General features: G+C 61.3%; 21 protein-coding genes. 9 read left to right on the forward strand and 12 right to left on the reverse strand.

What is annotated here, in order from left to right:
* Window positions 1-18 precede the first annotated feature (18 nt).
* Together BLW50_RS14890 and BLW50_RS14895 are read right to left on the reverse strand one after the other, a co-directional pair.
* Window positions 19-810: a bestrophin-like domain gene (locus BLW50_RS14890; protein WP_090703933.1), complete on the reverse strand. Its 792-nt coding sequence runs from the start codon at window positions 808-810 to the stop codon at window positions 19-21.
* An 891-nt stretch (window positions 811-1,701) separates the two neighbouring features.
* Window positions 1,702-2,271 carry a glutathione peroxidase gene (locus BLW50_RS14895; RefSeq protein ID WP_090709165.1) on the reverse strand — a complete coding sequence of 190 codons (570 nt, stop codon included), beginning with the start codon at window positions 2,269-2,271 and terminating at the stop codon, window positions 1,702-1,704.
* 174 nt (window positions 2,272-2,445) lie between these two features.
* Here BLW50_RS14895 and BLW50_RS14900 point away from each other — a divergent pair, with 174 nt between their 5' ends.
* From BLW50_RS14900 to BLW50_RS14925, 6 genes are all read left to right on the forward strand, one after another.
* Window positions 2,446-3,492, forward strand: a complete 1,047-nt coding sequence (locus tag BLW50_RS14900) for a Bug family tripartite tricarboxylate transporter substrate binding protein (RefSeq protein ID WP_139267629.1) — start codon at window positions 2,446-2,448, stop codon at window positions 3,490-3,492.
* A 274-nt stretch (window positions 3,493-3,766) separates the two neighbouring features.
* Complete coding sequence (rpsA, locus tag BLW50_RS14905; protein WP_090703939.1) at window positions 3,767-5,503, forward strand: 30S ribosomal protein S1; 1,737 nt, start codon at window positions 3,767-3,769, stop codon at window positions 5,501-5,503.
* A 208-nt stretch (window positions 5,504-5,711) separates the two neighbouring features.
* Window positions 5,712-6,686, forward strand: a complete 975-nt coding sequence (gene sppA / locus BLW50_RS14910) for a signal peptide peptidase SppA (RefSeq protein WP_090703943.1) — start codon at window positions 5,712-5,714, stop codon at window positions 6,684-6,686.
* A gap of 64 nt (window positions 6,687-6,750) precedes the next feature.
* Window positions 6,751-7,035, forward strand: coding sequence for an integration host factor subunit beta (locus BLW50_RS14915; protein ID WP_090703946.1), 285 nt, complete (start codon window positions 6,751-6,753; stop codon window positions 7,033-7,035).
* Between the two features lie 26 nt (window positions 7,036-7,061).
* Window positions 7,062-7,400, forward strand: a complete 339-nt coding sequence (locus tag BLW50_RS14920; RefSeq protein WP_090703950.1) for a lipopolysaccharide assembly protein LapA domain-containing protein — start codon at window positions 7,062-7,064, stop codon at window positions 7,398-7,400.
* Between the two features lie 101 nt (window positions 7,401-7,501).
* Window positions 7,502-8,338 carry a class I SAM-dependent methyltransferase gene (locus BLW50_RS14925; protein ID WP_090703954.1) on the forward strand — a complete coding sequence of 279 codons (837 nt, stop codon included), beginning with the start codon at window positions 7,502-7,504 and terminating at the stop codon, window positions 8,336-8,338.
* 179 nt (window positions 8,339-8,517) lie between these two features.
* Here the strand turns inward: BLW50_RS14925 and rnk are convergent, their stop codons facing one another.
* Complete coding sequence (gene rnk, locus BLW50_RS14930; RefSeq protein WP_090709168.1) at window positions 8,518-8,937, reverse strand: nucleoside diphosphate kinase regulator; 420 nt, start codon at window positions 8,935-8,937, stop codon at window positions 8,518-8,520.
* Between the two features lie 370 nt (window positions 8,938-9,307).
* On the reverse strand, window positions 9,308-12,859 hold the full coding sequence (locus BLW50_RS14935; RefSeq protein WP_090703958.1) for a hybrid sensor histidine kinase/response regulator: 3,552 nt from the start codon (window positions 12,857-12,859) through the stop codon (window positions 9,308-9,310).
* Window positions 12,860-13,047: 188 nt separating this feature from the next.
* Between BLW50_RS14935 and mscL the strand changes: the two genes are divergently transcribed.
* Window positions 13,048-13,464 (forward strand): large conductance mechanosensitive channel protein MscL, encoded by a 417-nt coding sequence (gene mscL, locus BLW50_RS14940; RefSeq protein WP_090703961.1) that lies wholly within the window; start codon window positions 13,048-13,050, stop codon window positions 13,462-13,464.
* A 61-nt stretch (window positions 13,465-13,525) separates the two neighbouring features.
* Here the strand turns inward: mscL and hemA are convergent, their stop codons facing one another.
* The 7 genes from hemA to BLW50_RS14975 form a co-directional block, all read right to left on the reverse strand.
* Window positions 13,526-14,797, reverse strand: a complete 1,272-nt coding sequence (gene hemA, locus BLW50_RS14945; RefSeq protein ID WP_090703963.1) for a 5-aminolevulinate synthase — start codon at window positions 14,795-14,797, stop codon at window positions 13,526-13,528.
* Between the two features lie 217 nt (window positions 14,798-15,014).
* Entirely contained in the window at window positions 15,015-16,553 is a 1,539-nt protein-coding gene (locus tag BLW50_RS14950; RefSeq protein ID WP_090703966.1) for an ABC transporter substrate-binding protein, read from the reverse strand.
* A gap of 106 nt (window positions 16,554-16,659) precedes the next feature.
* On the reverse strand, window positions 16,660-16,980 hold the full coding sequence (locus tag BLW50_RS14955) for an HPr family phosphocarrier protein (protein ID WP_090703970.1): 321 nt from the start codon (window positions 16,978-16,980) through the stop codon (window positions 16,660-16,662).
* Window positions 16,977-17,378 carry a PTS sugar transporter subunit IIA gene (locus BLW50_RS14960; RefSeq protein WP_090703973.1) on the reverse strand — a complete coding sequence of 134 codons (402 nt, stop codon included), beginning with the start codon at window positions 17,376-17,378 and terminating at the stop codon, window positions 16,977-16,979. The genes BLW50_RS14955 and BLW50_RS14960 overlap by 4 nt, the downstream gene beginning before the upstream one ends.
* Before the next feature lie 120 nt (window positions 17,379-17,498).
* Window positions 17,499-17,972 carry an HPr kinase/phosphorylase gene (locus tag BLW50_RS14965; RefSeq protein ID WP_090703975.1) on the reverse strand — a complete coding sequence of 158 codons (474 nt, stop codon included), beginning with the start codon at window positions 17,970-17,972 and terminating at the stop codon, window positions 17,499-17,501.
* Window positions 17,969-19,768 carry a sensor histidine kinase gene (locus BLW50_RS14970; protein WP_090703977.1) on the reverse strand — a complete coding sequence of 600 codons (1,800 nt, stop codon included), beginning with the start codon at window positions 19,766-19,768 and terminating at the stop codon, window positions 17,969-17,971. Before BLW50_RS14970 ends, BLW50_RS14965 begins: the two co-directional genes overlap by 4 nt.
* 84 nt (window positions 19,769-19,852) lie before the next feature.
* Entirely contained in the window at window positions 19,853-20,551 is a 699-nt protein-coding gene (locus BLW50_RS14975; protein WP_090703980.1) for a response regulator transcription factor, read from the reverse strand.
* Between the two features lie 541 nt (window positions 20,552-21,092).
* On the opposite strand from BLW50_RS14975, the gene BLW50_RS14980 reads away from it, so the two are divergent.
* Together BLW50_RS14980 and BLW50_RS14985 are read left to right on the forward strand one after the other, a co-directional pair.
* Window positions 21,093-21,863, forward strand: coding sequence for a HugZ family pyridoxamine 5'-phosphate oxidase (locus BLW50_RS14980; protein WP_090703982.1), 771 nt, complete (start codon window positions 21,093-21,095; stop codon window positions 21,861-21,863).
* A 194-nt stretch (window positions 21,864-22,057) separates the two neighbouring features.
* On the forward strand, window positions 22,058-23,671 hold the full coding sequence (locus BLW50_RS14985) for a phosphoenolpyruvate carboxykinase (RefSeq protein WP_090703984.1): 1,614 nt from the start codon (window positions 22,058-22,060) through the stop codon (window positions 23,669-23,671).
* Between the two features lie 88 nt (window positions 23,672-23,759).
* On the opposite strand, the gene BLW50_RS14990 is transcribed toward BLW50_RS14985, so the two are convergent.
* Complete coding sequence (locus BLW50_RS14990; RefSeq protein WP_244544254.1) at window positions 23,760-24,983, reverse strand: acyl-CoA dehydrogenase; 1,224 nt, start codon at window positions 24,981-24,983, stop codon at window positions 23,760-23,762.
* Window positions 24,984-25,305: the final 322 nt, after the last annotated feature.

The raw sequence follows: 25,305 nt of genomic DNA on the forward strand, positions 1-25,305 counted from the left end.
GACCCGCTTAATTCGCGCCTAGAGGCTCATGTCTGCCAGAGCATTGCGCATCGCGGTACTCTGGATACCGAAGAAGCCGCCGTAGGGCACATCCAGATCGACAATGACAAACATCACGCTGGCAATCGAGACGACGCCGATTGCCAGGACTATCCAGCTTAGCTTCCGCCGGGGAACCTGCAATCCAAAGCTCAGGAACACCAGTGACAACCAAAAGCTGATGATGCGGATAAAGCGGCCAGCTGATGGCCGCTGTGCATCCTCGATCACCGCCCAACGGCTCACCTGCATGAGACCGAAATCCGTGCGACAGCGGGCTGCGGTGTTTGCGGAGGCCGCATCGGCCCCGCCGGCAGCATCAAGACCTCTGGCGACCGCACTCATGAGGCGGGTGAGTTCGGAATCTTCACCGGTCACCGCCATGAACCGTGTATCGGGCATGCCGGCAACGACGGGGATAGGCTCACGAGGCCATGTACTCGCGATGACTGCGGCCGTGTACTGCCGCAGCTTCAACCGCGTTTCGTCGAGCGGCGGCCCCAGATCCCGCAGGCAATGGCCGAGCCTAGCGAGTTGGCCTGCATAGAGCGAACGATTTCGCTCTGCATCGCTAAAGGACGTGCGTGACGAGGACAACTGAAGACTCAAGACCAGGGCTGCGAACGTCACCAGCAGGCCCGTTACAAGCCTGAGCGCATCCATGTTCTCCTTCGAGAGATGGTTCTCGTCTAACCTGCCGCGCAACAGCGCGCCGACGAGTGCACTGAAGCAAAAAAGCAGAAGGAAGCCGAAACCTGCGAGCATTTCCATACCATCCCCCTTAATATTGGGAGATAAAAGCAGAACTCACTGGGCAGCAACTGACAGTGATTTAAACCGGCGCGATCGTCTCCGGATCGTCATCGCCTTCACCGCTCTTGTTGACGGGCTTCGAGACGATCCATTCCTGCATGGCGCGCGGCGGCTTCTACAAAAGACCTCGCCGCCTTCGCCGTTAAACGAATGACCTAAATCGGGCCCCCTACCACACGAACTTTGAGTCGAACGATAGCCGATGCAATTCGTCCTCCGAACTCCCAAGTCGTTTTATATGCTATTTCATCAAGCCCTAATTTTTCGGATTCGTAATAGGCTCGGTATTTGTTCAGCATACGAAACTTGCCGAGCTTAGAGGGAGTTATGATTTCGCGCCTTAAAAGCATTCCGCTAAGGCGAAAATCTCGAATACATCCTCTAGTGGGCCTTTCTTGGCCAATCCTCTGGATTTTCCTCCCTTGAACGCTAGTTACCGTCCACTCAATCGTTTGATCGGCACCGTCGTACAGAAGCAGCCCAGGCGCCTGACAATATGTTTCAGTCGCAAACGCGATAGTCGGGAAGCAAACAGCGGCGGCTAAAATGGCGATAGTCTTTGACATGGTACCCCCCGGACGGAAGGTACGATGGCGCCACGAAGCATGCAACGAATCGACCTACGATCAATCAGAAAGCGGCTGGATCGTCATCGCCTTCGCCGCTCTTATTCACGCGCTTCGACACGATCCATTCCTGCATGGCGCGCGGCGGCCTCATCAGCAGTTCCTTCCCGCCGGAACCGTTAGGCGAGCGCGTGGGTATGCTTCAAGCCACGCGCTGCCGCGCGTGATCAACTTGATCAGTTCTCAGTCAGAAGTTGGTCGGCCCGGTCGCTCATCGCACGGCTTAATTCGAGGCAGGCTCCAGCAGGGCCTGCTCGATGGCGGTGATGATCTGAGGATCGTCCGGCGCGACATTGCTGGCAAAGGCCGCCGCGATATGGCCGTCCCGACCGATGAGGAACTTGTGAAAATTCCACGCCGGCGCCTCCTTCGGGCGCTCGCTCACCGCCCATTTGTAGAAGCGATGGGCCGATGGTCCTTTGACGACCGACTTCTCGGTCATCGGAAATTGCACTTTGAAGCTTTGCGCCGTCGCCGTGATTTCCGCCGGGCCGCCCGGCTCCTGGCCGCCAAAATCGTTGGAGGGAACGCCGACCACAACCAGGCCGCGATCGCGATAGCGCTCATAAAGCGCTTCCAGCGCTGAATATTGATTGGTGTAGCCGCAGAAACTCGCCGTGTTGACGACCAGCACCGGCTTGCCGGCGTAATCAGCGAACCGCACCTCGCCGCCGTTGAGACCGGCGAAGGAAAAGGCATAGGCGGTCATGCGGCTGAATTCCTGCGCCGACAGGCGCGCCGGCAAAACGCTGACGGCAAGCAGGCCCAGCATCCCCCTGCGATCGAGTTGCATCTGATCCTCCACCATTACCGCTTGATGCAGTCTATACGCCGACAGAGGGGTTTTGGATGCCGCGGTGATGGCTTTTGTCGGTTCCGCCGAAAGCTTGATCAAAACCGTGATCAGAAACTTGGCCAAACTCTCCGAGCATGCAAATGTCAAAACAACAATATGGGGGAGGAAACAATGGTCTCGAAATGGCCCGGACAGGCTTTTGCGCTGATATCTCTAACGGTGGGCACAGCTCTGGGCGGGATTTGGCCCCTTGCCGCCATGGCGCAAAGCGACGGCTACTTCAAAGGTAAAACCTTCACCATCAATGTGGGCGGCACGGCCGGCGGCGGCATCGACATCGGCGCCCGGATGGTGGCGCGCTACATCGTCCAATATCTGCCGGGGCACCCCACCGCGCTGGTGCAACTGGTGCCGGGCGCGGGCGGCGTGCGCCTCGTCGAGCAATTGTTCTCGGTCGCGCCCCGGGACGGCACGGTGATCGGCGCTTTCGCCACGGGCCCCTTGATCGAACCGCTGATCTCCAGCCGCAAGGTCGCTTATAAAATGACCGACTTCACCGCCGTCGGCGCCCTGGAAAACGACGTCAATTTCTGCGCCACCTTCCACACCTCGCCGACCAAGACGCTGGAGGACGCCAAGACGCGCGAAACGACCATGGCCGGCACCGGCGCGGCCTCCTCGACCGACATCTATCCGCTGGCGCTGAATGCCACGCTTGGCACCAAATTCCGCGTCATCACCGGCTATGTCGGCACCCAAGAAACCATCATGGCCATCGAGCGCGGCGAGACGGATGGGCGCTGCGGTTGGGGCTATTCGAGCCTGAAATCCTCGAAACCGGACTGGCTGCGCGACAAAAAAATCAATTTCCTGGTGCAAATGTCCCTAAAGAAGCACCCGGACGCCCAAGACGTGCCGCTGGCGCTGGACCTGATGCGCACCGAGGCGGACCGCCAGATGATGCGCATCCTGGTGGCGCCGCAGGAAGTCACCCGACCCTATCTGGCGCCGCCCGGCCTGCCGCCGGAACGGGCGCGGGAGGTGCGCGCCGCCTTCTGGGCCGCCATGCAGGACGAGACCTACCGAGCCGAGTATACCAAGGTCATGGGCGAGGCGCCGACGCCAACCTCCGGTGAGGACATGCAGAAGCTGCTGGAGACCATTTACGCCACCCCGGAGCCGGTAGTGGACAGATTGCGGACGATTTTGAAGCCCTGACCCGTCGGTTTGGCGCGGAAATCGGGCCGTTTTTGCGGTCGACTTCCTTGCGAAAGCGCCTGCGAACTGTTAGATAGCCCACGTTTCCGGGGTTTCCGCTCCGGGAACAGAACCGCTTTCATGCGCTGGCACCACGCCGGCCCGCCGCGAGGCGGAGGTTCGTCTGGGAACGGGCGATCTCTGGCGCAGGAAAGTCACCCGTAACTCAAACCCAAGCCGGCGATTCGGTCCGTGCCCCCGCGAAAGAAGCGACCCGGACCTCCCAGGAGAAACAATGGCAAATACGTTGTCTAGCTTTGCGCCGTCGCGCGAAGATTTCGCCGCCATGCTCGATGCAAGCTTTGGCGAGAACGATGCCCTCGAAGGGACCGTCATCAAGGGAATCGTGGTCGCCCTTGAGAAAGACGTGGCGGTCATCGATATCGGCCTCAAGACTGAAGGCCGTGTCGCGATCAAGGAATTCACCGGCCCCGGCCGCGATCAGGAACTGAACGTCGGCGACGAAGTCGAAGTTTATCTCGAGCGTATCGAGAACGCGCTCGGTGAAGCCGTCATCTCGCGCGACAAAGCGCGCCGCGAAGAGAGCTGGGTCAAGCTCGAGAAGGCTTTCGAAGCCAAGGAAAAGGTCGAAGGTATCATCTTCAACCAGGTCAAGGGTGGTTTCACCGTCGACCTCGACGGCGCCGTGGCCTTCTTGCCGCGCTCGCAGGTCGACATCCGTCCGATCCGCGACGTCTCGCCCCTGATGGGCCAGCCGCAGCCGTTCGAGATCCTCAAGATGGATCGCCGCCGCGGCAATATCGTCGTGTCGCGCCGCACGGTTCTCGAAGAGAGCCGCGCCGAACAGCGTCACGAGATCGTTGGCAAGCTCGAAGAAGGCCAGATCATCGAAGGCACCGTCAAGAACATCACCGATTACGGTGCGTTCGTTGACCTCGGTGGCATCGACGGCCTGCTGCATGTCACCGACATCGCCTGGCGTCGCGTCAACCATCCGAGCGAAGTGCTCAACATCGGCCAGACGGTTCGCGTGCGCATCGTGAAGATCAATCACGAAACGCACCGCATCTCGCTGGGCATGAAGCAGCTGCTCGACGATCCGTGGCAGGGCATCGAAGCGAAGTACCCGCTCAACGCCCGCTTCCATGGCCGTGTCACCAACATCACCGACTACGGTGCGTTTGTTGAACTCGAGCCGGGCATCGAAGGCCTCATCCACGTCTCCGAAATGTCGTGGACGAAGAAGAACGTGCATCCGGGCAAGATCGTTGCGTCGAGCCAGGAAGTCGATGTGCAGGTGCTCGAAGTCGATCCGGTCAAGCGCCGTATCTCGCTCGGCCTCAAGCAGACGCTGCAGAACCCGTGGGAAGCCTTCGCTGAGAAGTTCCCGAAGGGCTCCGTGGTCGAAGGCGAAGTCAAGAACAAGACCGAATTCGGTCTGTTCGTCGGCCTCGAAGGCGATGTGGACGGCATGGTCCATCTCTCCGACCTCGACTGGAAGCGTCCTGGCGAGCAGGTCATCGAAGAGTACAAGAAGGGCGATGTTGTCAAAGCCCAGGTGCTCGACGTCGACATCGAGAAGGAGCGCATTTCGCTCGGCATCAAGCAGCTCGGCACCGACCCGTTCGTCTCCGCCACCACGACCTCGGAAGAGGGTGGCGAGATGCGCAAGGGCAGCGTCGTGACCTGCGAAGTGCTGGAAGTGAAGGAAGGCGGCCTGGAAGTGCAGATCGTCGGTACCGACCTGCAGACCTTCATCAAGCGCAACGAACTCGCGCGCGATCGTGGCGACCAGCGTCCGGACCGGTTCTCGGTCGGCCAGAAGCTCGACGGCCGCATCACCGTGTTCGACCGCAAGGCGCGCAAGGTCACCGTCTCGATCAAGGCCCTCGAAATGGCCGAAGAGAAGGAAGCCATCGCGCAGTTCGGTTCGGCTGACTCCGGCGCCACCCTCGGCGACATCTTGGGCACCGCGCTCAAGGCTCGCGAGAACGCCGAAAAGAAGAAGTAAGCCGGTTTCACCGGCCATAGAGACCCGCGCGGAGCGATCCGCGCGGGTTTTTTATTTGTGCCTGGATGATCGCTTCACGAGGCTTTTCTTTATCCGCGCGGGATCAACTCTGTGCGGGCTTTTTGTTTATCCCTGTTCGTCCTACGATTTGCCGTAATTTGCCGCCAGTCGAGAAGCTTGTCTTCGACGCGCCGCACGGGAGAGTTGCATGGCCACTGAATATCCCGCCGATTATCTGATCGACCGCAGCCGGCTGCGCCGCAAGCTGTCGTTCTGGCGCGTCGCCACCGTCGCCCTCTTCCTGGTCGCCGCCGGCGTGGGCGCCTATCGCTGGAGCGACGGCCTGAGAAGCGCCACCAGCAGCAGCCATATCGCGCGGTTGAGCTTGGGCGGCGTGCTCACCGGCAACCAGGACACCCTGAAGCTCATCGACGACATCGGCAAATCCAACGCCGCAGGCGTCATCGTTTCGATCGAAAGCCCCGGCGGCACGACAACCGGCGCCGAGCGCATCTATGATGAACTGCGCCGCCTGTCGGAGAAGAAGCCAACCGTCGCCGTTGTCGGCACGATGGCGGCGTCGGGCGGTTATATCGCGGCGATGGGCACCGATCGCATTTTTGCTCGCGGCACCTCCCTGGTGGGCTCGATCGGCGTGCTGTTCCAGTTCCCGAATGTCTCGAAAGTGCTCGATACCGTCGGCGTCAAAATGGAGACGATCAAATCCTCGCCGCTGAAGGCCTCGCCCGACGGCTTCGAGCCGACGAGCCCGGAAGCGCGGGCCGCCATCGCCTCCATCGTCAGCGATTCGTATGATTGGTTCAAAGGACTGGTGAAGGACCGCCGCAAACTGGACGATAAGGAACTGGCCGTTGTCGCCGATGGCCGGGTGTTCACCGCCCGCCAGGGCCTGCCGCTGAAACTGGTCGACGAGATCGGTGGCGAGCGGGAGGCGATCGCCTGGATGGAGCGTGAACGCCATGTCGCCAAGGACTTGCCGGTGCGCGAGTGGCGCCGTTCGTCCGCCACCAACTATCTGGGCCTGTTCGGATCAGCCGCCGATCTGGCCGATGCGGCCGGCCTTGGCAGCATCGCCCAGGTGATCCGTTCGGTGGGCAGCAATGCGGAAGCACACATGCTTGACGGTCTGGTGGCCGTCTGGCATTCTTCGGACCTGTATTGACGATTGAAATGATTGCAATTATTGCCAATTTGCAAGCTCAAGCTCGACCGAAGGAATGGCGCCAATGATCAAGTCCGAACTGGTCCAACGAATTGCCGATAAGAACCCCCATCTCTATCACCGGGATGTCGAGAATATCGTCAATGCCATCCTCGGAGAGATCACCAACGCGCTGTCGCGCGGCGATCGTGTTGAGTTGCGCGGCTTCGGCGCCTTCTCGGTGAAGCGTCGTGACGCGCGCGTCGGCCGCAATCCGCGCACCGGCGAACATGTGTCCGTCGAGCAGAAATCCGTGCCCTTCTTCAAGACGGGCAAGGAAATGCGCGAGCGTCTCAACACGCAGGGCTGAAGACAGTCGCGCACGGAGCAGCAGTGATGAAACGTGCGCTCAGGTGGCTGGTCTTTCTGCCCTTTGCCATTATCGCCATCGTCTTCGCGGTGGCCAATCGACATAACGTTCCCTTCGTTCTCGATCCGACCGGCTTGCTCGGCGACTGGGCAATGCAGATCCAGGCGCCGCTCTTCCTGATCGTTTTCGTCTCCATCATGATCGGCGTGGTGCTGGGCGGCTGCGCCACTTGGTTTGGCCAGAGCAAGCATCGCCGGGCGGCCCGGGACGCGCGCAGCGATGCGCGCCATGCCCGCGACGAGGCCGCGCAAGCGAAGGCGCAATTCGCCGCTTTGCCGCTGATGTCGCCGCCCTCCAAACGCTGAGCGCGACACACTTATCTCAAGCTTTGCAATTTTCCCTCAGGCGCGCTTCATTGGCGCAAAGACGCGTGCGCATTGCCGCGTCGAGACCACCGGGAGATTTCATGCGCGCCCAAGAACGCATTTGCCGCAAGCCCAGCGGACTGGTTGGGCTGGTCGCCCTGGTACTGGCGCTGGCCACCGCGCCGCTGGCGATGGCGCAACCAGTCGATCGGCTGGCTGAACTCGTCGCCGGCCCGCAGCGCAGCCCCGCCAACACGGCGCGCGATCCCTATCGCAAACCCTATGAAGTGCTGAAATTTTTCGGCCTGCGCCCCGACAGCACGGTGGTGGAAGTGCTGCCTGGCAGCGCCGGCTATTGGACCGAGATCGTCGCGCCCTATGTGCGAGACAAAGGGCTCTACATCACCGCCGGCCGTGACGAAAACGCACCGCCGGGCTATCTGCAAGACCATGCCCGCATGCTGAAGAAATATGCCGATGATCCGGCGACCTTCGGCAAAGTGCAGGTGACGAAATTCCTAGCCGATCGCTACGAGATCGCGCCGCCAGGCAGCGCTGACCTCGTGCTGACGTTCCGCAACCTGCACAACTGGCTCGACCGCAACGAGATCGACGGCGCGCTGAAAGCGTTTCACACGGCGCTGAAGCCCGGCGGTATCCTCGGCGTCGCCGACCACCGCGGCCGCGCCGACATGACGCAAGAAGCGCAGATGCGCACCGGCTATGTGCGCCAGGACTTCGCCATCGGCCTGATCGAGAAGGCCGGTTTCAAACTGATCGGCACGTCGGAAGTGAAAGCCAATCCGAAAGACACCAAGGATTATCCAGAAGGCGTCTGGTCACTCCCGCCCACCTATCGCGAAGGCGACAAGAACCGCGAGAAATATGCCGCGATTGGCGAGAGCGACCGCTTCGTGCTGATGTTCATCAAACGATAGACTCACCGATCAGGGGCGCTTCACCGTGAGAGTAGCGCTGCATGATTGCCGCGCATCCATCTTATATTTTGTCCCGAATAGCATTCTACCGCTTGCTCTGGATCCCCGCTCAACCGCTACGCGGCTGTCGGGGATGACACCTGTCCCGATCGTAGACAGTCGCAGGCGAGACGACGAAATCAAACCTGTGCCGGCTCGCGCACGTCGATCACCGTCAAACGTTTAAGATCGCCGCCACGTGTTTCCCAGTTGATCGAATGCCCGGCGCGCATTCCGATGAGCGCCGCGCCAATGGGCGTGAGCACCGAGATCTTGCCCAGCGAAATGTCGGCTTCGCCGGGATAGACGAGCGTCACCGTCTGCACTTTGCCGGTCGTGTCATCACGAAATTCGACTTCGCTTCCCATGAAGACGGTGTGCGCGGGATGCCGTCCCTTGGCAAGAATATGCGCGCGATCAAGCTCTCCGGTGAGGATAGCCGCGGCATCCTGCGCCGCCCCGCTCGCGGTGCGCGCCAGAGTCGAAAGCCGTTCATGGTCTTCGGCAGTCAGAACGATCCGCGGTTTGCGATTGTCCGTGACGGGGGTGCGTTCACTCATCATTTTCATCTCCTGTTCAATGCGTTCAATGGTCGAAACGATCCGATCCGCGCGGCAGCAGCAGCCAGCCGGCACCCGCGACGCTTGCAAGCGCAATGCGGGCCGCGGCAGCGGCCTGAGGGATCGAAACGATGGAATGTTGGGAAAAGCGTCGTGTCAGATGTCAGAATGGCTGGAATGCAGCATGGCGTGACAAACCCCGAGCCCGGAGCGACGACGCACACCCGAACCCGAGGCTAAAAACCTGCGATGAGATTACCGGAGCGCAGAAGGCCCGCGCGAAAGGCTGCAAAGTTCAACATGACGAGATAAGACTTGGGTATTCACCGGCAAAAGTCAAATGCGACATTTCGCCGATGCAATTCCCCTCTTATTCAGCCGCTTGCTGCAATACGCGCCATTGGCTGAGCAGAGCCCGCAGCGCCGCTGGGCGAACCGGCTTGTTCAGCAGGCGCACATTCTGTTCGGTGCAGAGATCGCGCACTTCCGGCGAGCGGTCAGCGGTGATCAGAACGGCCGGCACATATTTGCCGAGGCGCTCGCGCACCGCCGCGATACAGGCAAGGCCATCGCCTTCGTCCAGATGATAATCGGCCAGAATGACATCAGGCGCGTCATCGTCTTGCATCAAGGCCTGCATGGTTTCCCTGACGTCGGCTGCTGTCAGCACCGTACAGCCCCACCCCGACAGCAAGATCTGCAAACCATCGAGAATGCGCGGCTCGTTGTCGATCGCCAGAATCTTCATGCCATGCAGCGGCAAATGCGGGCTCGGCGCCTGTGACGACGGTTGCGCTTGGTGCAACACCGGCCCACCGATGGCGATCGGCACGGGCACGCGGAACACGGAGCCTATGCCCGGCCGTGATGACAGCGAGATCGGGTGATCGAGCACACGGCTGATACGTTCGACGATGGAGAGGCCGAGCCCGAGGCCGCGCGCCGTGCGCGCTGCTGCATCGAGCCGTTCGAACTCACGGAAAATATCGCCCTGCTTACTCTCGGGAATGCCGATGCCTGTGTCCCAAACCTCGATCCGCAGGTTCCCACCACGCTTTCGACAGCCGACGATGACCCGGCCCTTCGGGGTATATTTGATCGCGTTGGAAATCAGATTTTGCAACAGGCGACGCAACAGCCGACGATCGGAGAGAACGCTCAGCGAACACGGCATGAAGGTCAGCTTCAGGCTATTTTCCGCGGCCAAAGGCGCGAACTCGACGCGCAATTGCGCCAACAGATCCTCGATCGCAAAGACCGACAGCTCCGCCTTCATGGCGCCGGCATCGAGCCGCGAAATATCGAGAAGCGCGGTCAATATTTCCTCGACCGCTTCGAGCGACAGATCGAGATTGCCAGCGAGAGCGACCGACCCGTTCTCACCTGATATGACGCCTTCACGTGCCCGCTCGAGCAAGGATGTCGCGTAAAGCCGCGCCGCATTGAGCGGTTGCAGAATGTCGTGACTGGCGGCGGCGAGAAAGCGCGTCTTCGATAGGTTCGCTTCATCGGCCAAAAGCTTGGCCCGCTCGAGTTCATGGTTGAGCCGCACCAATTCCTCGGTGCGTTGGCGAACGCGCTGTTCAAGCGTCTCGTTGGTGCGCTCCAATTCCTCTTCCGCCGCCACGGCCTGGGTGACATCCGTATAAGTCGTGACGATGCCGCCGTCGGGCATGCGGGCGGAACGGACTTCGATCGTATCGCTTGAATGATGCAGGCGCAGACGCACTGGATCCGCTTCATTGACGAGCAATTCGATGCGAGAAGCGACATGGCTATCGATCGGGCCTGCGCCATAGACGCCGCGCTCGGCATTGAAGCGCACGACCTCCTCGAGCCCGATGCCAATACGCAGCCGATCAGGCGGGATATTGAAGAGATCGCGGAATTCGCGGTTCCAACAGATCAGCCTGAGATCGCGGTCGAACACGGTAATGCCCTGACGGGCGAAGTCGAGCGCGTGCTGCAGGAGATCGCGGTTATATTGCAGGGTCGCCGAGGATTCATCGATCAGTTTGAGGGCCGCTTCACGCGATAGATTGCGCCGGCGCAGCAGCAGCGACAGGACGAGGCGTGATGACGAGGCGCCGATGGCGGAGGCCAGAAGATGTTCGGCGTAGCGCAGCAGATGAATATCCGCTTCCTGCGTCGGCGACAAAGAGGCGCCGCGCGCGCGCATGAACTCTTCAAACGAACGGCGGGTCTGTGGGCCGCCGAGATAGCGCGCCACCGCATCCTCAAGCTCGCTGACGGTGACATTGGCGCCCCAAAGCCGCAGGGTCTGCGACATCGGCGCCGCCGGCGAAGCCCCGACGAAGATGTTGGCCTGCAGGCGTTCGATCGTCGTCGTGTGTCGCGACAGGGAGAAGAAGACGAACGCCAGGAAGTTCGCTGACAGGCTCCAGACCACGCCATGCACCAGTTGCGGCAGCTCGACACCAAAGAGCGCCGTCGGCTTGAGCGGCGCCAGGCCGAGCGGCCCGTTGGCGACGATGCTGGCGAGCCAGGAGGTCTCGGTGGCAAGCGAAGGCAAGAGCAGCGTATAGGCCCAGATGACAATGCCGGTCAGCAATCCCGCCATGGCGCCGCGCGCCGTCGCCCGTGTCCAGAACAGGCCGCCAAAAAAGGCCGGCGCGATCTGGCTGATCGCCGCGAAGGAGAGCAAGCCGATCGAGGCCAGAGCCGAGGGCGCCGAATTGACGAAATAGACGTAAGCCAGCGCGATGATGACGACGATGGCGCCACGTCGGATCATCAGGATGAGCGACACGGGATCGCCGGCCTCGACGCGCTCGCGCGTTGAGCGGCCCCGCAGCAAAAGCGGCATCACCAGCTCGTTGGAGATCATGATCGACAAGGCAATGGACGCGACGATCACCATGGCGGTAGCCGCCGACAGGCCGCCCACCATGGTAATGACGGCGATCGTACTGGCGCCGGCATGCAGCGGCAGCGCCAGAACCGTCATGTCGAGATCGAGCGAGCCATCGAGAAAGGTCAAGCGACCGGCAATGGCGAGCGGAATGACGAAAAGATTGATGAGGACGAGATAGAGCGGAAACAGCCAGGCCGCCGTCTTCACGTCACGTTCGTCGCGGTTCTCGACCACGGTGACATGAAACTGGCGCGGCAAGAGAATGATCACGCAGGCCGATAGCAAGGTGGTGACGATCCACACCGGCGCATCGGGTTGCTTGCCGATATCGGCCTTGATGGCGACATTTTCAGCTGCCCTGAGGCTCAGATCGCCAAGCCCATCGAACATCCACCACGTCGCGTAGACGCCGACCAGGATGAAGGCGATCAGCTTGACCAGAGATTCCATGGCGATGGCGAGCACCAGGCCATCCTGATGCTCGGTCGCGTCGATGTTGCGTGTGCCAAACGCCATGGCGAAACAGGCCAGCAGGAACGCGACGATCAGAGCCAGCGAGCCTGCGGTGCCGCCCGACACCACGACCTGACCCGCATCGAGCGAATCGAGCACCATGACGATAGAGCTGGAGATCGCCTTCAACTGCAGGGCGATATAGGGCACGGCGCCAATGACGCAGATGATCGTGACCAGCCGGGCGACCTGATCGGACTTGCCATAGCGAGAGGCGACAAAGTCGGCGACCGAGGTGATGTTCTGCGCCTTGGCCAGCCGCACGATGCGCAACACCAGCGGCGACAGCAGGCCGATGACAATGAACGGCCCGATGTAAATCGGCAGGAACTCCAGCCCGCTCTGAGAGGCAAGGCCAACGGAACCGAAGAAGGTCCAGGAGGTGCAATAGACCGCCAGCGTCAGCGCATAGATGATCGGCCGGGCGCGGGAGGAAATGAAATGACGCCCTGAAGTGTCGCCGTAATGGGCCACGGCAAAGAGGCCACACAGATACACCAGCCCCGTCAGAATGGCCGCGCCGCCTGCGCTCATGGTTCTGTTCGTGCTCCCTCGCCGTTGGCCAAATTCCTGACCAAAGCCCCTCGCCGAGAATTTAGCACTGTTTAGCACAGGCGGCGACGGTTGGCGGGTTTGCCGGCCTGCCGACCGATGGTAGCCTGTCACCTTCGCTGTCGGTCGGCGGCGGAATCAGGGTTGGAGGCCCGAACGGGGGATCTCAGATGTTAGAAGAATTCAAAAAATTTATTATGCGCGGCAATGTCATCGACTTGGCGGTCGGTGTCATCGTCGGCGCGGCTTTCAGCAAAATCGTCGACTCCTTGGTCGGCGACCTCATTATGCCCATCGTCGCAGTGCTGACGGGTGGCGGCGTCGATTTCTCGAACCTCTTCGTCCCCTTGTCCAAGGCGGTGACGGCCGCCGGCCTGGAGGAAGCCAGACGACAGGGTCCGGTCCTGGCCGTCGGCAATTTCATTACGGTCGCCATCAATTTCATCCTGCTGGCCTTCGTCATCTTCCTCTTCGTCAAGCTGGTGAACAAGATGCGTGGCCCGGATCCGGCCCCCGCCGCGGCCCCGCCCCCGCCCCGTTCGGAAAAGCTGCTCGAGGAAATCCGCGACGCGCTGGTGAAAAAATAGGCTGCAAAACAAAAGGGCTCCCGCGGGAGCCCTTTTCAATTCGGCTTTCGTAAGCCCGAAGTTACTCGGCGGCGACTGCGCCAAAGCCCGCGGCCGAGATATTTTGCGGCACCTTGCGCGGCAGGCCGAGACGTTGCCAGACATCGCGCACCGCTTCCACCAGATGCTCGATGTGGGCTTCGGTGTGCAGCGGCGTCGGCGTGATGCGCAGACGCTCCGTGCCACGCGCCACGGTCGGATAATTGATCGGCTGGATGTAGATGTGGTGGCGCTCCAGCAGCATGTCGCTCGCCGTTTTGCACAGTTCGGCGTCGCCGACGAACAACGGCACGATGTGGGACGTGTTGTCCATCAGCGGCAGATTGGCGTCGCGCAGCGCCGCTTTGGTGAGTGCGACCTGGCGCTGATGGCGCTGGCGTTCCTCGGTCGAGGCCTTCAGGTGGCGCACGGCGGCATGGGCGCCCGCGGCGACCGCCGGCGGCAACGCCGTGGTGAAGATGAACGACGGCGCATAGCTGCGCACGGCGTCGATGATGATGCTGTCGGCGGCGATATAACCGCCGAGGGTGCCAAAGCCCTTGGCGAGCGTACCCTCGATCACGTCCATCTGCTTCATCACGCCTTCGCGCTCGCAGATGCCACCGCCATGATCGCCATACATGCCCACCGCATGGACTTCGTCCACATAGGTCAGGGCGCCGTATTTCTTCGCCAGTTCGGCGATGCGACCGACCGGCGCGATATCGCCGTCCATCGAATAGAGGCTTTCGAAGACAATCATCTTGGCCCGCTCGGGGCCGGCCGCGTCGAGAAGCTCTTCCAGATGCACCAGATCGTTGTGGCGGAAGATCTGCTTCTCGCAGCCCGAGCGCTTGATACCCTCAATCATCGAATTGTGGTTCAGCGCGTCGGAGATGATCAGGCAGTTGGGCAGCAGCGGCGCGATCGTGCCGATGGCGGCTAGATTGGAAATCCAGCCCGAGGTGAAGGCGAGCGCCGCCTGCTTACCGTGCAGGCCAGCAAGCTCAGCTTCCAGCCGAACCAGCGGATGATTGTTGCCGGAAATATTGCGGGTGCCGCCGGCGCCAGCGCCGTGCTGTAGGACCGCTTCCGTGGTGGCCGCCACGACCACCGGATGCTGGCCCATGCCGAGATAATCGTTGGAGCACCAGATGACGATGTCGCGGGCGGTGCCGCTCAGATCGCCGACATTGGGGTACCAGGTCGCATGGGGAAAACGGCTGGCGTCACGTTCAAGATCGGCAAAAACGCGGTAACGGCTCTCGCCCCTGAGCTGGCCGATCGCGGCACTGAAAAAACGCCTGTAATCCATTTCAGATCAGTCCTCGCCCCGTCCACGGCCTATGGTGTCCGGCCCTGTTCCGGCCACACCGCCGGAACCCGCAGTTTAGAACGTCTATTATTTGATCACATATCTGTTTTGGCGTCGAGGCGCGAGGGACAGATGGTCTCACCTCGCCATGTTTTGACCGGATTCGGGGGATTTTTCCGCGTTAAAATAGCGCAAGCTCAACCTTTCCTGCTGGGTCCTATTTCCAGCGCATCAGCGACAGCTCGCTGCCGAAGACGTTGAGCGAGCCGGTGGCGATCTCCAGGTCCCGGGTGTGGACGAAAACGTCCGGCTTGGTCGAGATCGGCAGCACATAGGCTTGCGCGTTGGCGCGGTCGAAAATCCGGGCATAGAGGCGGCGGCGGATCACCTCATCAACGGTCGACAGCGCCTCATGGGCGAACGTGTTGATTTCCGGGTCGCGCCAATAGTCACGATCGCCATTGTTGAAAAAGAAATCGGCTGTCCCCGACACATCTGGAAAGCCACCATTGGTCCACTGGCCGACGAGAATCTGCTGCTTGCCCTCGCGCTGGCGCTGGCGATAGGCGCCAAAGGTCAGCCGGGCAACGGTGGCGCGCACGCCGACGCGACGCAGTTCGCCAGCGATCGCCTCGCCCAGATCGTATGAACCGGGCGTAGCATTGATCTCGACATCGAAGCCATTGGGATAGCCTGCGTCCACCAGGAGCTTCTTCGCCGCCGCGACATCGTAAGGATATGGCTTGTTGGTGAAGCTGCACCCACGCTGGATAGGAAAGCAGAAGGAATCAACGGGCCGCACCGCGTCACCACCGGGCACGACGCTGGCCGCCAGACGCTGCCGGTCGAGCGCCTGGACCAAAGCCTTGCGCACATCGAACTTCTGCAGCGCGGCGTTGCCAGAACGGCCAATGGCATCCATCGCCATATAGTGGAACGTGATCGCCTGACTGGCGGTGACGGAAAACGCAGGATTGCTTCCCAGCATCTCCGCCTGGTCGCGGGTGGTGATGCGGATGAGATCGACGCCATCGGTCATCAATTGCGCGATCTGCGTCTGCGCATCCGGGATCGGAATCAGATGCACGCGCTCGATGCTCGGCTTCGGCGTGCAGGCGCCGCCTTGCGGATAATCGGGATTGCGCACCAGCATGATGCCGCGCGTCGAATCAATAAATTCGACGCGATAGCCACCGGTGCCGATGGGAGACTTGCGGCCAAAATCGCCGCTCTCGCCAAAACCGCTGTGCTTGTCCGACGGCAGCATGGGCGCGCCCGTCGACAGGCGCAGCAACGCCAGCGGGCTCGGGAATTTTTCGATGATGCGAATGGTATAGCGGTCGACCTTTTCGGCCTTCTGCAGCCAGTCGAAATTGCCGCCGAAGCGGATGTTGTTGCGTGGATCGACAAGCCAGTTGAGCGTATAGACCGCATCGTCGGCATCGAACGGCGAGCCATCGTGGAATTTCACGTCCTCGCGCAATTTCATCTCGATGATCCGCTCACCGACATGCGTCCAGGACGTGGCCAGCATCGGTTTCAGCTCGCCATTGGTGCGATCAAAACAGAGCAGCGTGTCGAACACAGCCGCCGAAGTCAGGCCGGTTTCCGGCTTTGGATCGTCGTGGAGAAGCGCTGAACTGATCGGATCGGTAAAGGCGATCCGCAGCGTGCCCTTGGCTTTCTGGGCAGCAGCCGGAGAAACGGCCAAGAGAAAAACGAGACTGGCAGCAGCAAGTCCAGACCGCATCGACATAAGGTTTCCTCCAAAAGGCCGCGCTTTTGCGCGTGCCCATATGATTGACGCGCACGGTACCCTCGCCCGGCCTCAAGTCAACGCGACATCGGTTTATATGAGAATATTACTCGTCTTCGCCGAAGCGGTTGGCCACCAAACCGGCCAGCGCGTCGATGGCCTCACGGGCCTCGCTGCCCTGTGCGGCGACGGTGATGGACGTGCCAAGGCCGGCGCCCAGCGTCAGGATGCCCATGATCGAGGTGCCCCCCACCGTCTCACCGCACCGGTAGACGGAGACCACCGCATCAAATTGCTCGACGCATTGAACGAATTTGGCTGTGGCGCGAGCGTGCAGGCCCTTACGATTGATGATCGGCATTTCCCGGACGATACAGCCGGGAAAATCTGGGGTCGGCGGACAATCTTCCAAGATGTCGTCTGTCATTTCCCGTTCAAAATCCGGCTGGCTACGGAAATGTATTTCCGTCCCGCATCTTGCGCCTGAATCACCGCCTCCTCAAGTCGGGCGTCGTCACGGACCGACGCGAGCTTGATCAGCATGGGCAGATTGATCCCGGCCACGACGTCCACCTTGGCGCCGTCCATGATCGAAATCGCCAGATTGGAGGGGGTGCCGCCGAACATATCGGTGAGCACCACAACGCCATCGCCGGTGTTCACACCTTCGACCGCGGAGACGATGTCCTTACGCCGACTCTCCATGTCGTCGTCGGGACCAATGGTAATCGTTTCGAGCTGCTTTTGCGGACCGACCACGTGCTCAAGTGCAGCACGGAACTCCGTCGCAAGGTGACCATGTGTCACCAGGACCATTCCGATCATTGGGACTGACCGTCCATAAATATTCCCGCCAATTCTGGCACAAACCAGCCTGACCAGGAGGCCGGCCGGCGGAAAGCGGGCAATAATGTGCATTGCAGCGATTTTATCAAGTGACAAATTCTAGCCATCCTTATTCGCCCCCCTGACATTTTGCCGCTGGACGAAGGATATCACCTGAGAGGCCGTTTCTGGCCCAAAACTGTGGCTTAACAGGGCCAAGCGTGGCAGCTCGACCCCACAAACCTGGGTAACTAATTCTGTATCCGATGGAATTCGGGCTGGTTTTGCTGTGCACAAATCGACCACGGCCGCCACTACGGCGGCCGGTTCGGCGCCCACGGCATGGAGTCCCTCGCCGCGTTGCTCGACCAATCCGGCGATCGCGGGATGGCCGCGGACGATCAGGCGACCGCCGGCGGCAGCGAGACTGACCCGATCGTCGCCCACGAGACGGACGAAAAAACCCGCCAAGGCGCCGTGATCCAGCAGCATATGCGCGAGGGTTGATTTGCCGGCTCCGGAGTCGCCCCGGATCACCACGGCCTGCTCGCCGACGATCACCGCCGTCGCGTGATGATAGGCGGCACCGCTCATTTGCCGACCGGCAGCCAGACGACGAACCGTGCGCCGCGGATTTCCCCGTCGCTAGAGGCGGTGCGGTTCAGGGCACGGATATGGCCGCCGTGGGCTTCGATGATCTGACGAGAGATCGACAATCCGAGCCCCGAGTTCTGGCCAAAGCCCTGGTTCGGCCGGTCGGTATAGAAGCGCTCGAAAATACGCTCGAAGGCATGGGCGGGAATCCCCGGCCCGTCATCGTCGACGATGATCTCGACGCCGTCCTCGAGTTCTTTGGCGCGACCCATGTCGCGTACACTGCGCAAAGCGACGCGCACATTGCCACCGGGCGGCGAGAAGGAGCGCGCATTGTCGATGAGATTGGTGACCACCTGCCCCAGACGCGAATCATGACCGAGGACGTGATAGGCGTTGGGCTCGTCGCTTGGCGCCACGTCGATGGTGAATTTCACCTTGTCAGCGCGGTTCACCTCGTTGGCGACACTGACAACAGCCTGCACCAACTGCACCAGATCGACATCCCCCATATCGGCGCGCGCCAATTCGGCGTCGAGGCGCGAGGCATCGGAAATATCGCTGATCAACCGATCGAGCCGGCGCACGTCATGCTTGATGACATCGAGCAGACGGCCGCGCGATTCATCGGTGCGGGCGATCGGTAATGTCTCAACGGCGCTGCGCAGCGAAGTCAGCGGATTTTTCAACTCATGCGCCACGTCGGCGGCGAAACTCTCGATCGCGTCGATACGAGCGTAAAGCGCCGAGGTCATGTCGCGCAGAGATCCCGAGAGATGGCCGATTTCATCGGAGCGCTCGGTGAAATCAGGAATCTCCTGACGCGATTTAATGCCGCGCCGGACGCGCTGAGCGGCTTCGGCCAGACGCCGCATCGGCTCGGCGATTTGCCGCGCCAGGAACAGCGACAGCACCAGCATGACGGCGAAGAAGACGATGAACAGCCGGATCATCGTCCAACGTTCCGCCGTGATCACCTTGTCGATATCGCCGCCTTGGGTGGAGAGCAGCAGTGCGCCACGCACGACACGGAAACGCTGCACCGGAATGGCCACCGACACGATGGTTTCGCCGGCGGAGTTGACGCGCACGATCGAGCGATTGGACCCGCGCAAGGCCGACTGCACCTCGGGATAGGCACGGCCATTGTTGAGGCCGATATCCTCGTAGAGGGGAAGGTTCGGTTCGCCGAACCAACTCAACACCCCTGTCCATATCCGCTTCACGAAACTGACCGTCGCTTCCTCCTTGCCGCCATCGGGCAAGTCGAAGCGCAGGATCGTCGAGCGATCGGTCATCGAGCGGGAGTCGAGCAGCAGATAGCCGTCGCGGTCGTAGATGCGGGCGCGGGTGCGGGTTGGCCCGACGAGGCGGCGCAGCACCGGGCCGATGCTGTCGGGATTGATGGAAAACTCCAGCGCATCGCTGTCTTCGCCAGGGCCCGTGCTTTGGCCCGGCGCCAGTTGCAGCAGCTTTTCCGGATCAACGGTGATGCTGTCGGTCTCGACGGTGGCGGAGGCTGAAATGGCCGCAGCGATGATTTCGCCCTGGGTCTTCAGCGTCTCGATACGCGCGTCGATCAGGCCTTCGCGAAACTGGTTGAGATAGAGAAACCCGATCAGCAGCGCGACGAGGCCACCGAGGTTGAGCGCCACGATGCGGCGCGTGAGCGACGAGGCGAAGGGCGCCGCGAGCGTACGCCGCAGCAGTCGTGTTCGGCCCGCCAAACTGCGACGGCGCGGAGCCGGCGCAGAGGCCGTTGCCGGAATCTCGCCATCCTGTGCTTCGACGCTCATTGCTGTCGTATCCGGCAGTCTTTGTCCGCAGCGCGCCCGCTGGCCAGGCTCACATCAATCCGGCCAGCGATCTGCCTGCGTCCCTTACGCTTCCTTGAAGCGGTAGCCAACGCCATACAGCGTCTCGATCATTTCAAAGTTGTCGTCCACAACCTTGAACTTCTTGCGCAGCCGCTTGATGTGGCTGTCGATTGTCCGGTCATCAACATAAACCTGATCGTCGTAGGCCGCATCCATCAGGGCGTTGCGACTTTTGACCACACCCGGGCGCTGGGCCAGGGCCTGGAGGATCAGGAATTCGGTGACGGTGAGCGTGACCTGCTCATTGTTCCAGGTGCAGGTGTGACGCTCCGGGTCCATTTTGAGCTGACCGCGCTCGAGGATCCGCGCCTCGGTTTCCTTGGCGGTGGCGGCTTCCTTCGGGTTGAAGCGGCGCAAGATCGCCTTGACGCGCTCGACCAGCAGACGCTGGGAAAAGGGTTTGCGGATGAAATCGTCGGCGCCCATTTTCAGGCCGAACAGCTCGTCGATTTCCTCGTCCTTGGAGGTGAGGAAGATGACGGGCAGATCGGACTTCTGACGCAGGCGGCGCAGCAGTTCCATTCCGTCCATGCGCGGCATCTTGATATCGAAGATGGCGAGATCAGGCGGATTGGTGCGCAAACCATCGAGAGCGCTGGCGCCGTCGTTATAGGTCTGGACCCGGTAGCCTTCACCCTCAAGGGCGATGGACACGGAAGTCAGAATGTTGCGATCGTCGTCTACAAGCGCGATGGTCGGCATTGAATCCTCTGGTGGTGGCGCCGTACCAACGGCGAAGAGCCATACGGCAGTGCATCATCTGGACGCGGCGGCAAAGTCCGCACGATTACAGGCAGAATTGTGACGCTACTCGCGATGTCGCCTGGCGAAGGGGGCGAACAGCCTGCACGGCAACTCATCGCCACAATATAGGCCATTATCGGGAAAAAGCACGCATCCGATTGTCACGACAGCGAGAAATGCTGTGCAGGCAAGCGACAATCGTAGCGTTTCCCATTCATTTTGGGCCAAAATGCGCCGTTTTCAGACGGATTTCCGGGGGGAGGACTGAGCACCCGTCAGATTAACGATTCGTCATCTGGCCGTTGCAGCGACATTTCCGGGCTTGATCGCGCCTGTCGCGGCGCAGATATCGGCTAGGCTGATCCGGACCTTATGCCGCGCCTAGAAAAGATGGGCGGTTTCATACGCACCGGCACGCCTACGGAATTCGCTGAGATAATCGAGGGCCAGCGTAAAACCGTAAAAACGACCCTGAAAGCCACCGGAGGACTGAAGCCTGATGCCAGCCGATACCGTCCCATCTGCCGAGCCGCGCCCGACCGTGCCGGAGGGGTACGACGCCATCGCCGTGTCGAAGGGGCTCTTGCGCAGTATCCGCGCCGGCGCCCTGGCGACGCTGGCCAAGGACGGCTTTCCGTTCTCGACGTTGGTCAATGTCGCGACCGATTACGATGGCACGCCGATCCTGCTGCTGTCGGGACTGGCCATCCACACGCGCAATCTGGCCACCGATGCGCGCGCGTCCCTGCTCTTGGCTGAGACCGGCAAGGGTGATCCGCTGGCCCATCCGCGCCTGACCATCACCGGCACCGTGCGCAAAAGCGCCAGCGAGGCCGAACGCGATCGCTTGAAGCAACGCTTCCTTGGCCGCCATCCGAAATCCCAGCTCTATGCCGATTTCGCCGATTTCGGTTTCTACCGGCTCGAAATGGCGAACATCCACCTCAACGGCGGGTTCGCACGGGCCGCCGATTTCGAGAGCACAGCACTGCGCACGTCACTCGACGGCGCCGATTCGATGATCGCGGCTGAAGCCTCGGCCATCGCCCATATGAACAGCGATCATACGGAGGCGGTGCGACTCTACGCCACAAAGCTCCGCCGGGCGGCCGACGGCCCGTGGCGGATCAGCGGCATCGACCCCGAGGGCGTCGATCTCGCCTGGGGCGAAAGCACAGAACGAGTGACGTTTCAAAGCCCTGTCCTGACTGCGGAGGCGCTTCACCGGACGCTCGTGCAGCTCGCCGTTGCAGCGCGGAGCGAGAATTGATGCGCCGCACAATGGGTTATCGCGTGCGTCTTCTGCCAAAAATCGTTAATCCCAACGTCATGTGAGGTCACGCTAAACCTTGCTCAGGGAGGCTGGGCCGACTAAAGGTGCGGCCCTCAATTTCGGCAAGGGCCCGCCATACGGGCCATCGGGACCGCCAACGCGGCAAGTGTCGGATCAGTTCGGAGACAGCGATGAAACAGGTGGGCGCGTTCAACACCTCCTACGGGGTTGATAAATTTGGCCTCAAAAATCTCGGCACCGTATTTTACAATCTACATGCGCCGATGCTGTACGAAGAATCGATCCGCCGCGCTGAAGCGGTGGTCATGCCAGGTGGGGCGATCAACGCGGAAACCGGCATCCACACGGGCCGCTCGCCAAAAGACAAACACACCGTCCGCGACGCGCTCACCGAGGACAAAGTCTGGTGGGCCAATAACAATTCGATCACTCCGGACCAGTTCGAGGTTCTCCTCCAAGACTTCCTCAAACATGCCGAAGGCAAGGACCTGTTCGTCCAGGACCTCCACGGCGGCGCCGATCCCTCTTTCCGGGTCAAATCGCGCGTCATCACCGAATTCGCTTGGCATTCGCTGTTCATCCGCAATCTGCTGATCCGTCCCGACAAGACCGAACTCGCCGCTTACGTTCCTGATCTGACGATCATCGACCTGCCCTCGTTCAAGGCCGACCCGAAGCGCCACGGCTGCAAGAGCGAAACCGTCATCGCCCTCGATTTCTCCCGCAAGATCGTCCTCATCGGCGGCACCAACTACGCCGGCGAAATGAAGAAGTCGGTCTTCACCTGGCTGAACTGGACCCTGCCGGCGCAGAACGTCTTGCCGATGCACGCCTCCGCCAATGTCGGCGACGATGGCGACGTGGCGATCTTCTTCGGCCTGTCGGGCACCGGCAAGACGACCCTGTCCCAGGATCCCGACCGCACGCTGATCGGCGACGATGAGCACGGCTGGGGCAAGGACGGCGTCTTCAACTTCGAAGGTGGCTGCTACGCCAAGGCGATCCGCCTGTCGCGAGAAGCCGAGCCCGAGATTTACGCCACGACCGAGCGCTTCGGCACGGTGCTGGAAAACGTCGTCTACGACCCGCTGACCCGCGAGCCTGACTTCGACAGCGAAGCCAAGACCGAGAACACCCGCGTCGCCTATCCGCTCGACTTCATCTCGAATGCGTCGAGCTCCGGCCGCGCCGGCCAGCCCAAGAACATCATCATGCTGACCTGCGACGCCTTCGGCGTGCTGCCGCCGATCGCCAAGCTCGATCCGGCCCAGGCCATGTATCACTTCCTCTCCGGCTACACCGCGAAAGTGGCCGGCACCGAGAAGGGTGTCACCGGTCCGGAAGCGACGTTCTCGACCTGCTTCGGCCATCCGTTCCTGCCGCTGCATCCGTCCGTCTACGGCAACATGCTGCGCGATCTGATCGCCAAGCATTCGGTCGATTGCTGGCTGGTCAACACCGGCTGGACCGGCGGCAAGGAAGGCGTTGGCCGTCGCATGCCGATCCGCGTCACCCGCCGTCTGCTCACCGCCGCTCTCGATGGCTCACTGAGCAAGGCGACCTTCCGCACCGACCCCTATTTCGGCCTCGCCGTGCCGACCTCGGTGCCGGGCGTCGAGCCGCATATCCTCGAGCCGGTGAAGACCTGGTCGAACAAGGCGGAGTTCGCCTCGACCGCGAAGCATCTCGTCGAAATGTTCCGCAAGAACTTCGTCACCTTCGAGAGCCATGTCGACGCCAAGGTGCGCGAAGCCGCACCGTTCTCGCGCCTCGCCGCGGAATAAGCAGCGCACTACTTTTAAAGCAGAAGGCCCGGAGCATCGCTCCGGGCCTTTTCGTTTGGGTCTCAGCAGAGCGGCTTAAAAGAACCGCTTAAAAGAATGCCTGCAAGCCCGTCTGCGCGCGACCGAGGATCAGCGCGTGCACGTCGTGTGCGCCTTCATAGGTGTTGACCGTCTCCAGGTTCTGGAGATGGCGCATGACGTGATATTCGCCATGGATGCCGTTGCCGCCGTGCATGTCACGGGCGACGCGGGCGATGTCCAAGGCCTTGCCGGCATTGTTGCGCTTGATGAGCGAGATGGCTTCCGGCGCGGCGCGGCCTTCGTCAAAGAGACGACCGACGCGCAGGCAGGCCTGCAGGCCAAGCGTGATCTCCGTCTGCATGTCGGCGAGCTTTTTCTGCACCAGCTGGGTGGCGGCCAGCGGCCGGCCGAACTGCTTGCGGTCGAGCGTGTACTGGCGCGCGCGGTGCCAGCAATCTTCCGCCGCGCCCATGGCGCCCCAGGCGATGCCGTAGCGGGCGCGGTTGAGGCAGCCGAACGGGCCTTTCAGACCCGAGACATTCGGCAACAGGTTTTCTTCCGGAATGACGACGCCATCCATGACGATTTCGCCGGTCACCGAGGTGCGCAGCGACAGCTTGCCATCGATCTTCGGCGCGGACAGGCCCTTCGTGCCCTTCTCGATCAGGAAGCCCTTGATCTCGCCCTTGTGCGCGTCCGACTTCGCCCAGACGACGAAGAGATCGGCGACCGGTGCATTGGAAATCCACATTTTCGAGCCAGTGAGGCGATAGCCGTCGGAGACCTTTTCGGCGCGCGTCTTCATGCCACCCGGATCGGAACCAGCGTCGGGCTCGGTAAGGCCGAAACAGCCGATCATTTTGCCGCTGGCGAGCTTGGGCAGGTATTTCTGCTTCTGCTGGTTGTCGCCATAGGCATAGATCGGATGCATGACGAGGGAAGATTGAACGCTCAGGGTCGAGCGATAGCCGGAATCGACCCGCTCGATTTCACGCGCTACGAGACCGTAGGCGACGTAATTGGCGCCAGCCGCGCCATATTCCTCAGGGATCGTCACGCCGAGCAGGCCGAGCTCGCCCATTTCGGGGATGAGGTCGTGGTCAATCGTCTCTTTCGCATAGGCATCGACGACGCGCGGCAGCAGTTTGTCCTGGGCATAGGCGCGGGCCGCGTCGCGAATCATCCGCTCGTCTTCCTGCAACTGGTCCTCGATCAGGAACGGATCTTCCCAGGAGAAGGCAGCACGGTCGGCGTGCGAGGTCGGAGCGGCGGCGGATGCGGATGAGGACACGACAGTCTCCAGTTCAGTTTCCCATACAATTTTGCAGGGTCGTTTTGGCGAATAGCTCGTTGGGCGGCGCACCATGTATTATATTACATGATCTGGCAATATGCCGGGCGACGCAGTTTGACCGATTCATCCCCATGTTGCGTTTCTTTTGCCACTCTCTCACAGCTGTTGTCGGCTTGCGACCGAGCGGCCGGCGAGATGCAATATATTACATGATCCGGCAGTCATTCCGATAGGTTAGCGGCCCGATAGGTGGGCGCGGCATCAGCCAGCCCAACCATCAGACCCTCGCCGCCGGATCATAGTCTTCACGGGTCCATCA

Source organism: Beijerinckia sp. 28-YEA-48 (genome assembly GCF_900104955.1).
GTDB lineage: Bacteria > Pseudomonadota > Alphaproteobacteria > Rhizobiales > Beijerinckiaceae > Terripilifer.

Coding starts and splice junctions, on each gene's coding strand:
- BLW50_RS14890 (WP_090703933.1), bottom strand. CDS start 810: ATGGAAATGCTCGCAGGTTTCGGCTTCCTTCTGCTTTTTTGCTTCAGT.
- BLW50_RS14895 (WP_090709165.1), bottom strand. CDS start 2,271: ATGCAACTCGATCGCAGGGGGATGCTGGGCCTGCTTGCCGTCAGCGTT.
- BLW50_RS14900 (WP_139267629.1), top strand. CDS start 2,446: ATGGTCTCGAAATGGCCCGGACAGGCTTTTGCGCTGATATCTCTAACG.
- rpsA (WP_090703939.1), top strand. CDS start 3,767: ATGGCAAATACGTTGTCTAGCTTTGCGCCGTCGCGCGAAGATTTCGCC.
- sppA (WP_090703943.1), top strand. CDS start 5,712: ATGGCCACTGAATATCCCGCCGATTATCTGATCGACCGCAGCCGGCTG.
- BLW50_RS14915 (WP_090703946.1), top strand. CDS start 6,751: ATGATCAAGTCCGAACTGGTCCAACGAATTGCCGATAAGAACCCCCAT.
- BLW50_RS14920 (WP_090703950.1), top strand. CDS start 7,062: ATGAAACGTGCGCTCAGGTGGCTGGTCTTTCTGCCCTTTGCCATTATC.
- BLW50_RS14925 (WP_090703954.1), top strand. CDS start 7,502: ATGCGCGCCCAAGAACGCATTTGCCGCAAGCCCAGCGGACTGGTTGGG.
- rnk (WP_090709168.1), bottom strand. CDS start 8,937: ATGAGTGAACGCACCCCCGTCACGGACAATCGCAAACCGCGGATCGTT.
- BLW50_RS14935 (WP_090703958.1), bottom strand. CDS start 12,859: ATGAGCGCAGGCGGCGCGGCCATTCTGACGGGGCTGGTGTATCTGTGT.
- mscL (WP_090703961.1), top strand. CDS start 13,048: ATGTTAGAAGAATTCAAAAAATTTATTATGCGCGGCAATGTCATCGAC.
- hemA (WP_090703963.1), bottom strand. CDS start 14,797: ATGGATTACAGGCGTTTTTTCAGTGCCGCGATCGGCCAGCTCAGGGGC.
- BLW50_RS14950 (WP_090703966.1), bottom strand. CDS start 16,553: ATGTCGATGCGGTCTGGACTTGCTGCTGCCAGTCTCGTTTTTCTCTTG.
- BLW50_RS14955 (WP_090703970.1), bottom strand. CDS start 16,980: ATGACAGACGACATCTTGGAAGATTGTCCGCCGACCCCAGATTTTCCC.
- BLW50_RS14960 (WP_090703973.1), bottom strand. CDS start 17,378: ATGATCGGAATGGTCCTGGTGACACATGGTCACCTTGCGACGGAGTTC.
- BLW50_RS14965 (WP_090703975.1), bottom strand. CDS start 17,972: ATGAGCGGTGCCGCCTATCATCACGCGACGGCGGTGATCGTCGGCGAG.
- BLW50_RS14970 (WP_090703977.1), bottom strand. CDS start 19,768: ATGAGCGTCGAAGCACAGGATGGCGAGATTCCGGCAACGGCCTCTGCG.
- BLW50_RS14975 (WP_090703980.1), bottom strand. CDS start 20,551: ATGCCGACCATCGCGCTTGTAGACGACGATCGCAACATTCTGACTTCC.
- BLW50_RS14980 (WP_090703982.1), top strand. CDS start 21,093: ATGCCAGCCGATACCGTCCCATCTGCCGAGCCGCGCCCGACCGTGCCG.
- BLW50_RS14985 (WP_090703984.1), top strand. CDS start 22,058: ATGAAACAGGTGGGCGCGTTCAACACCTCCTACGGGGTTGATAAATTT.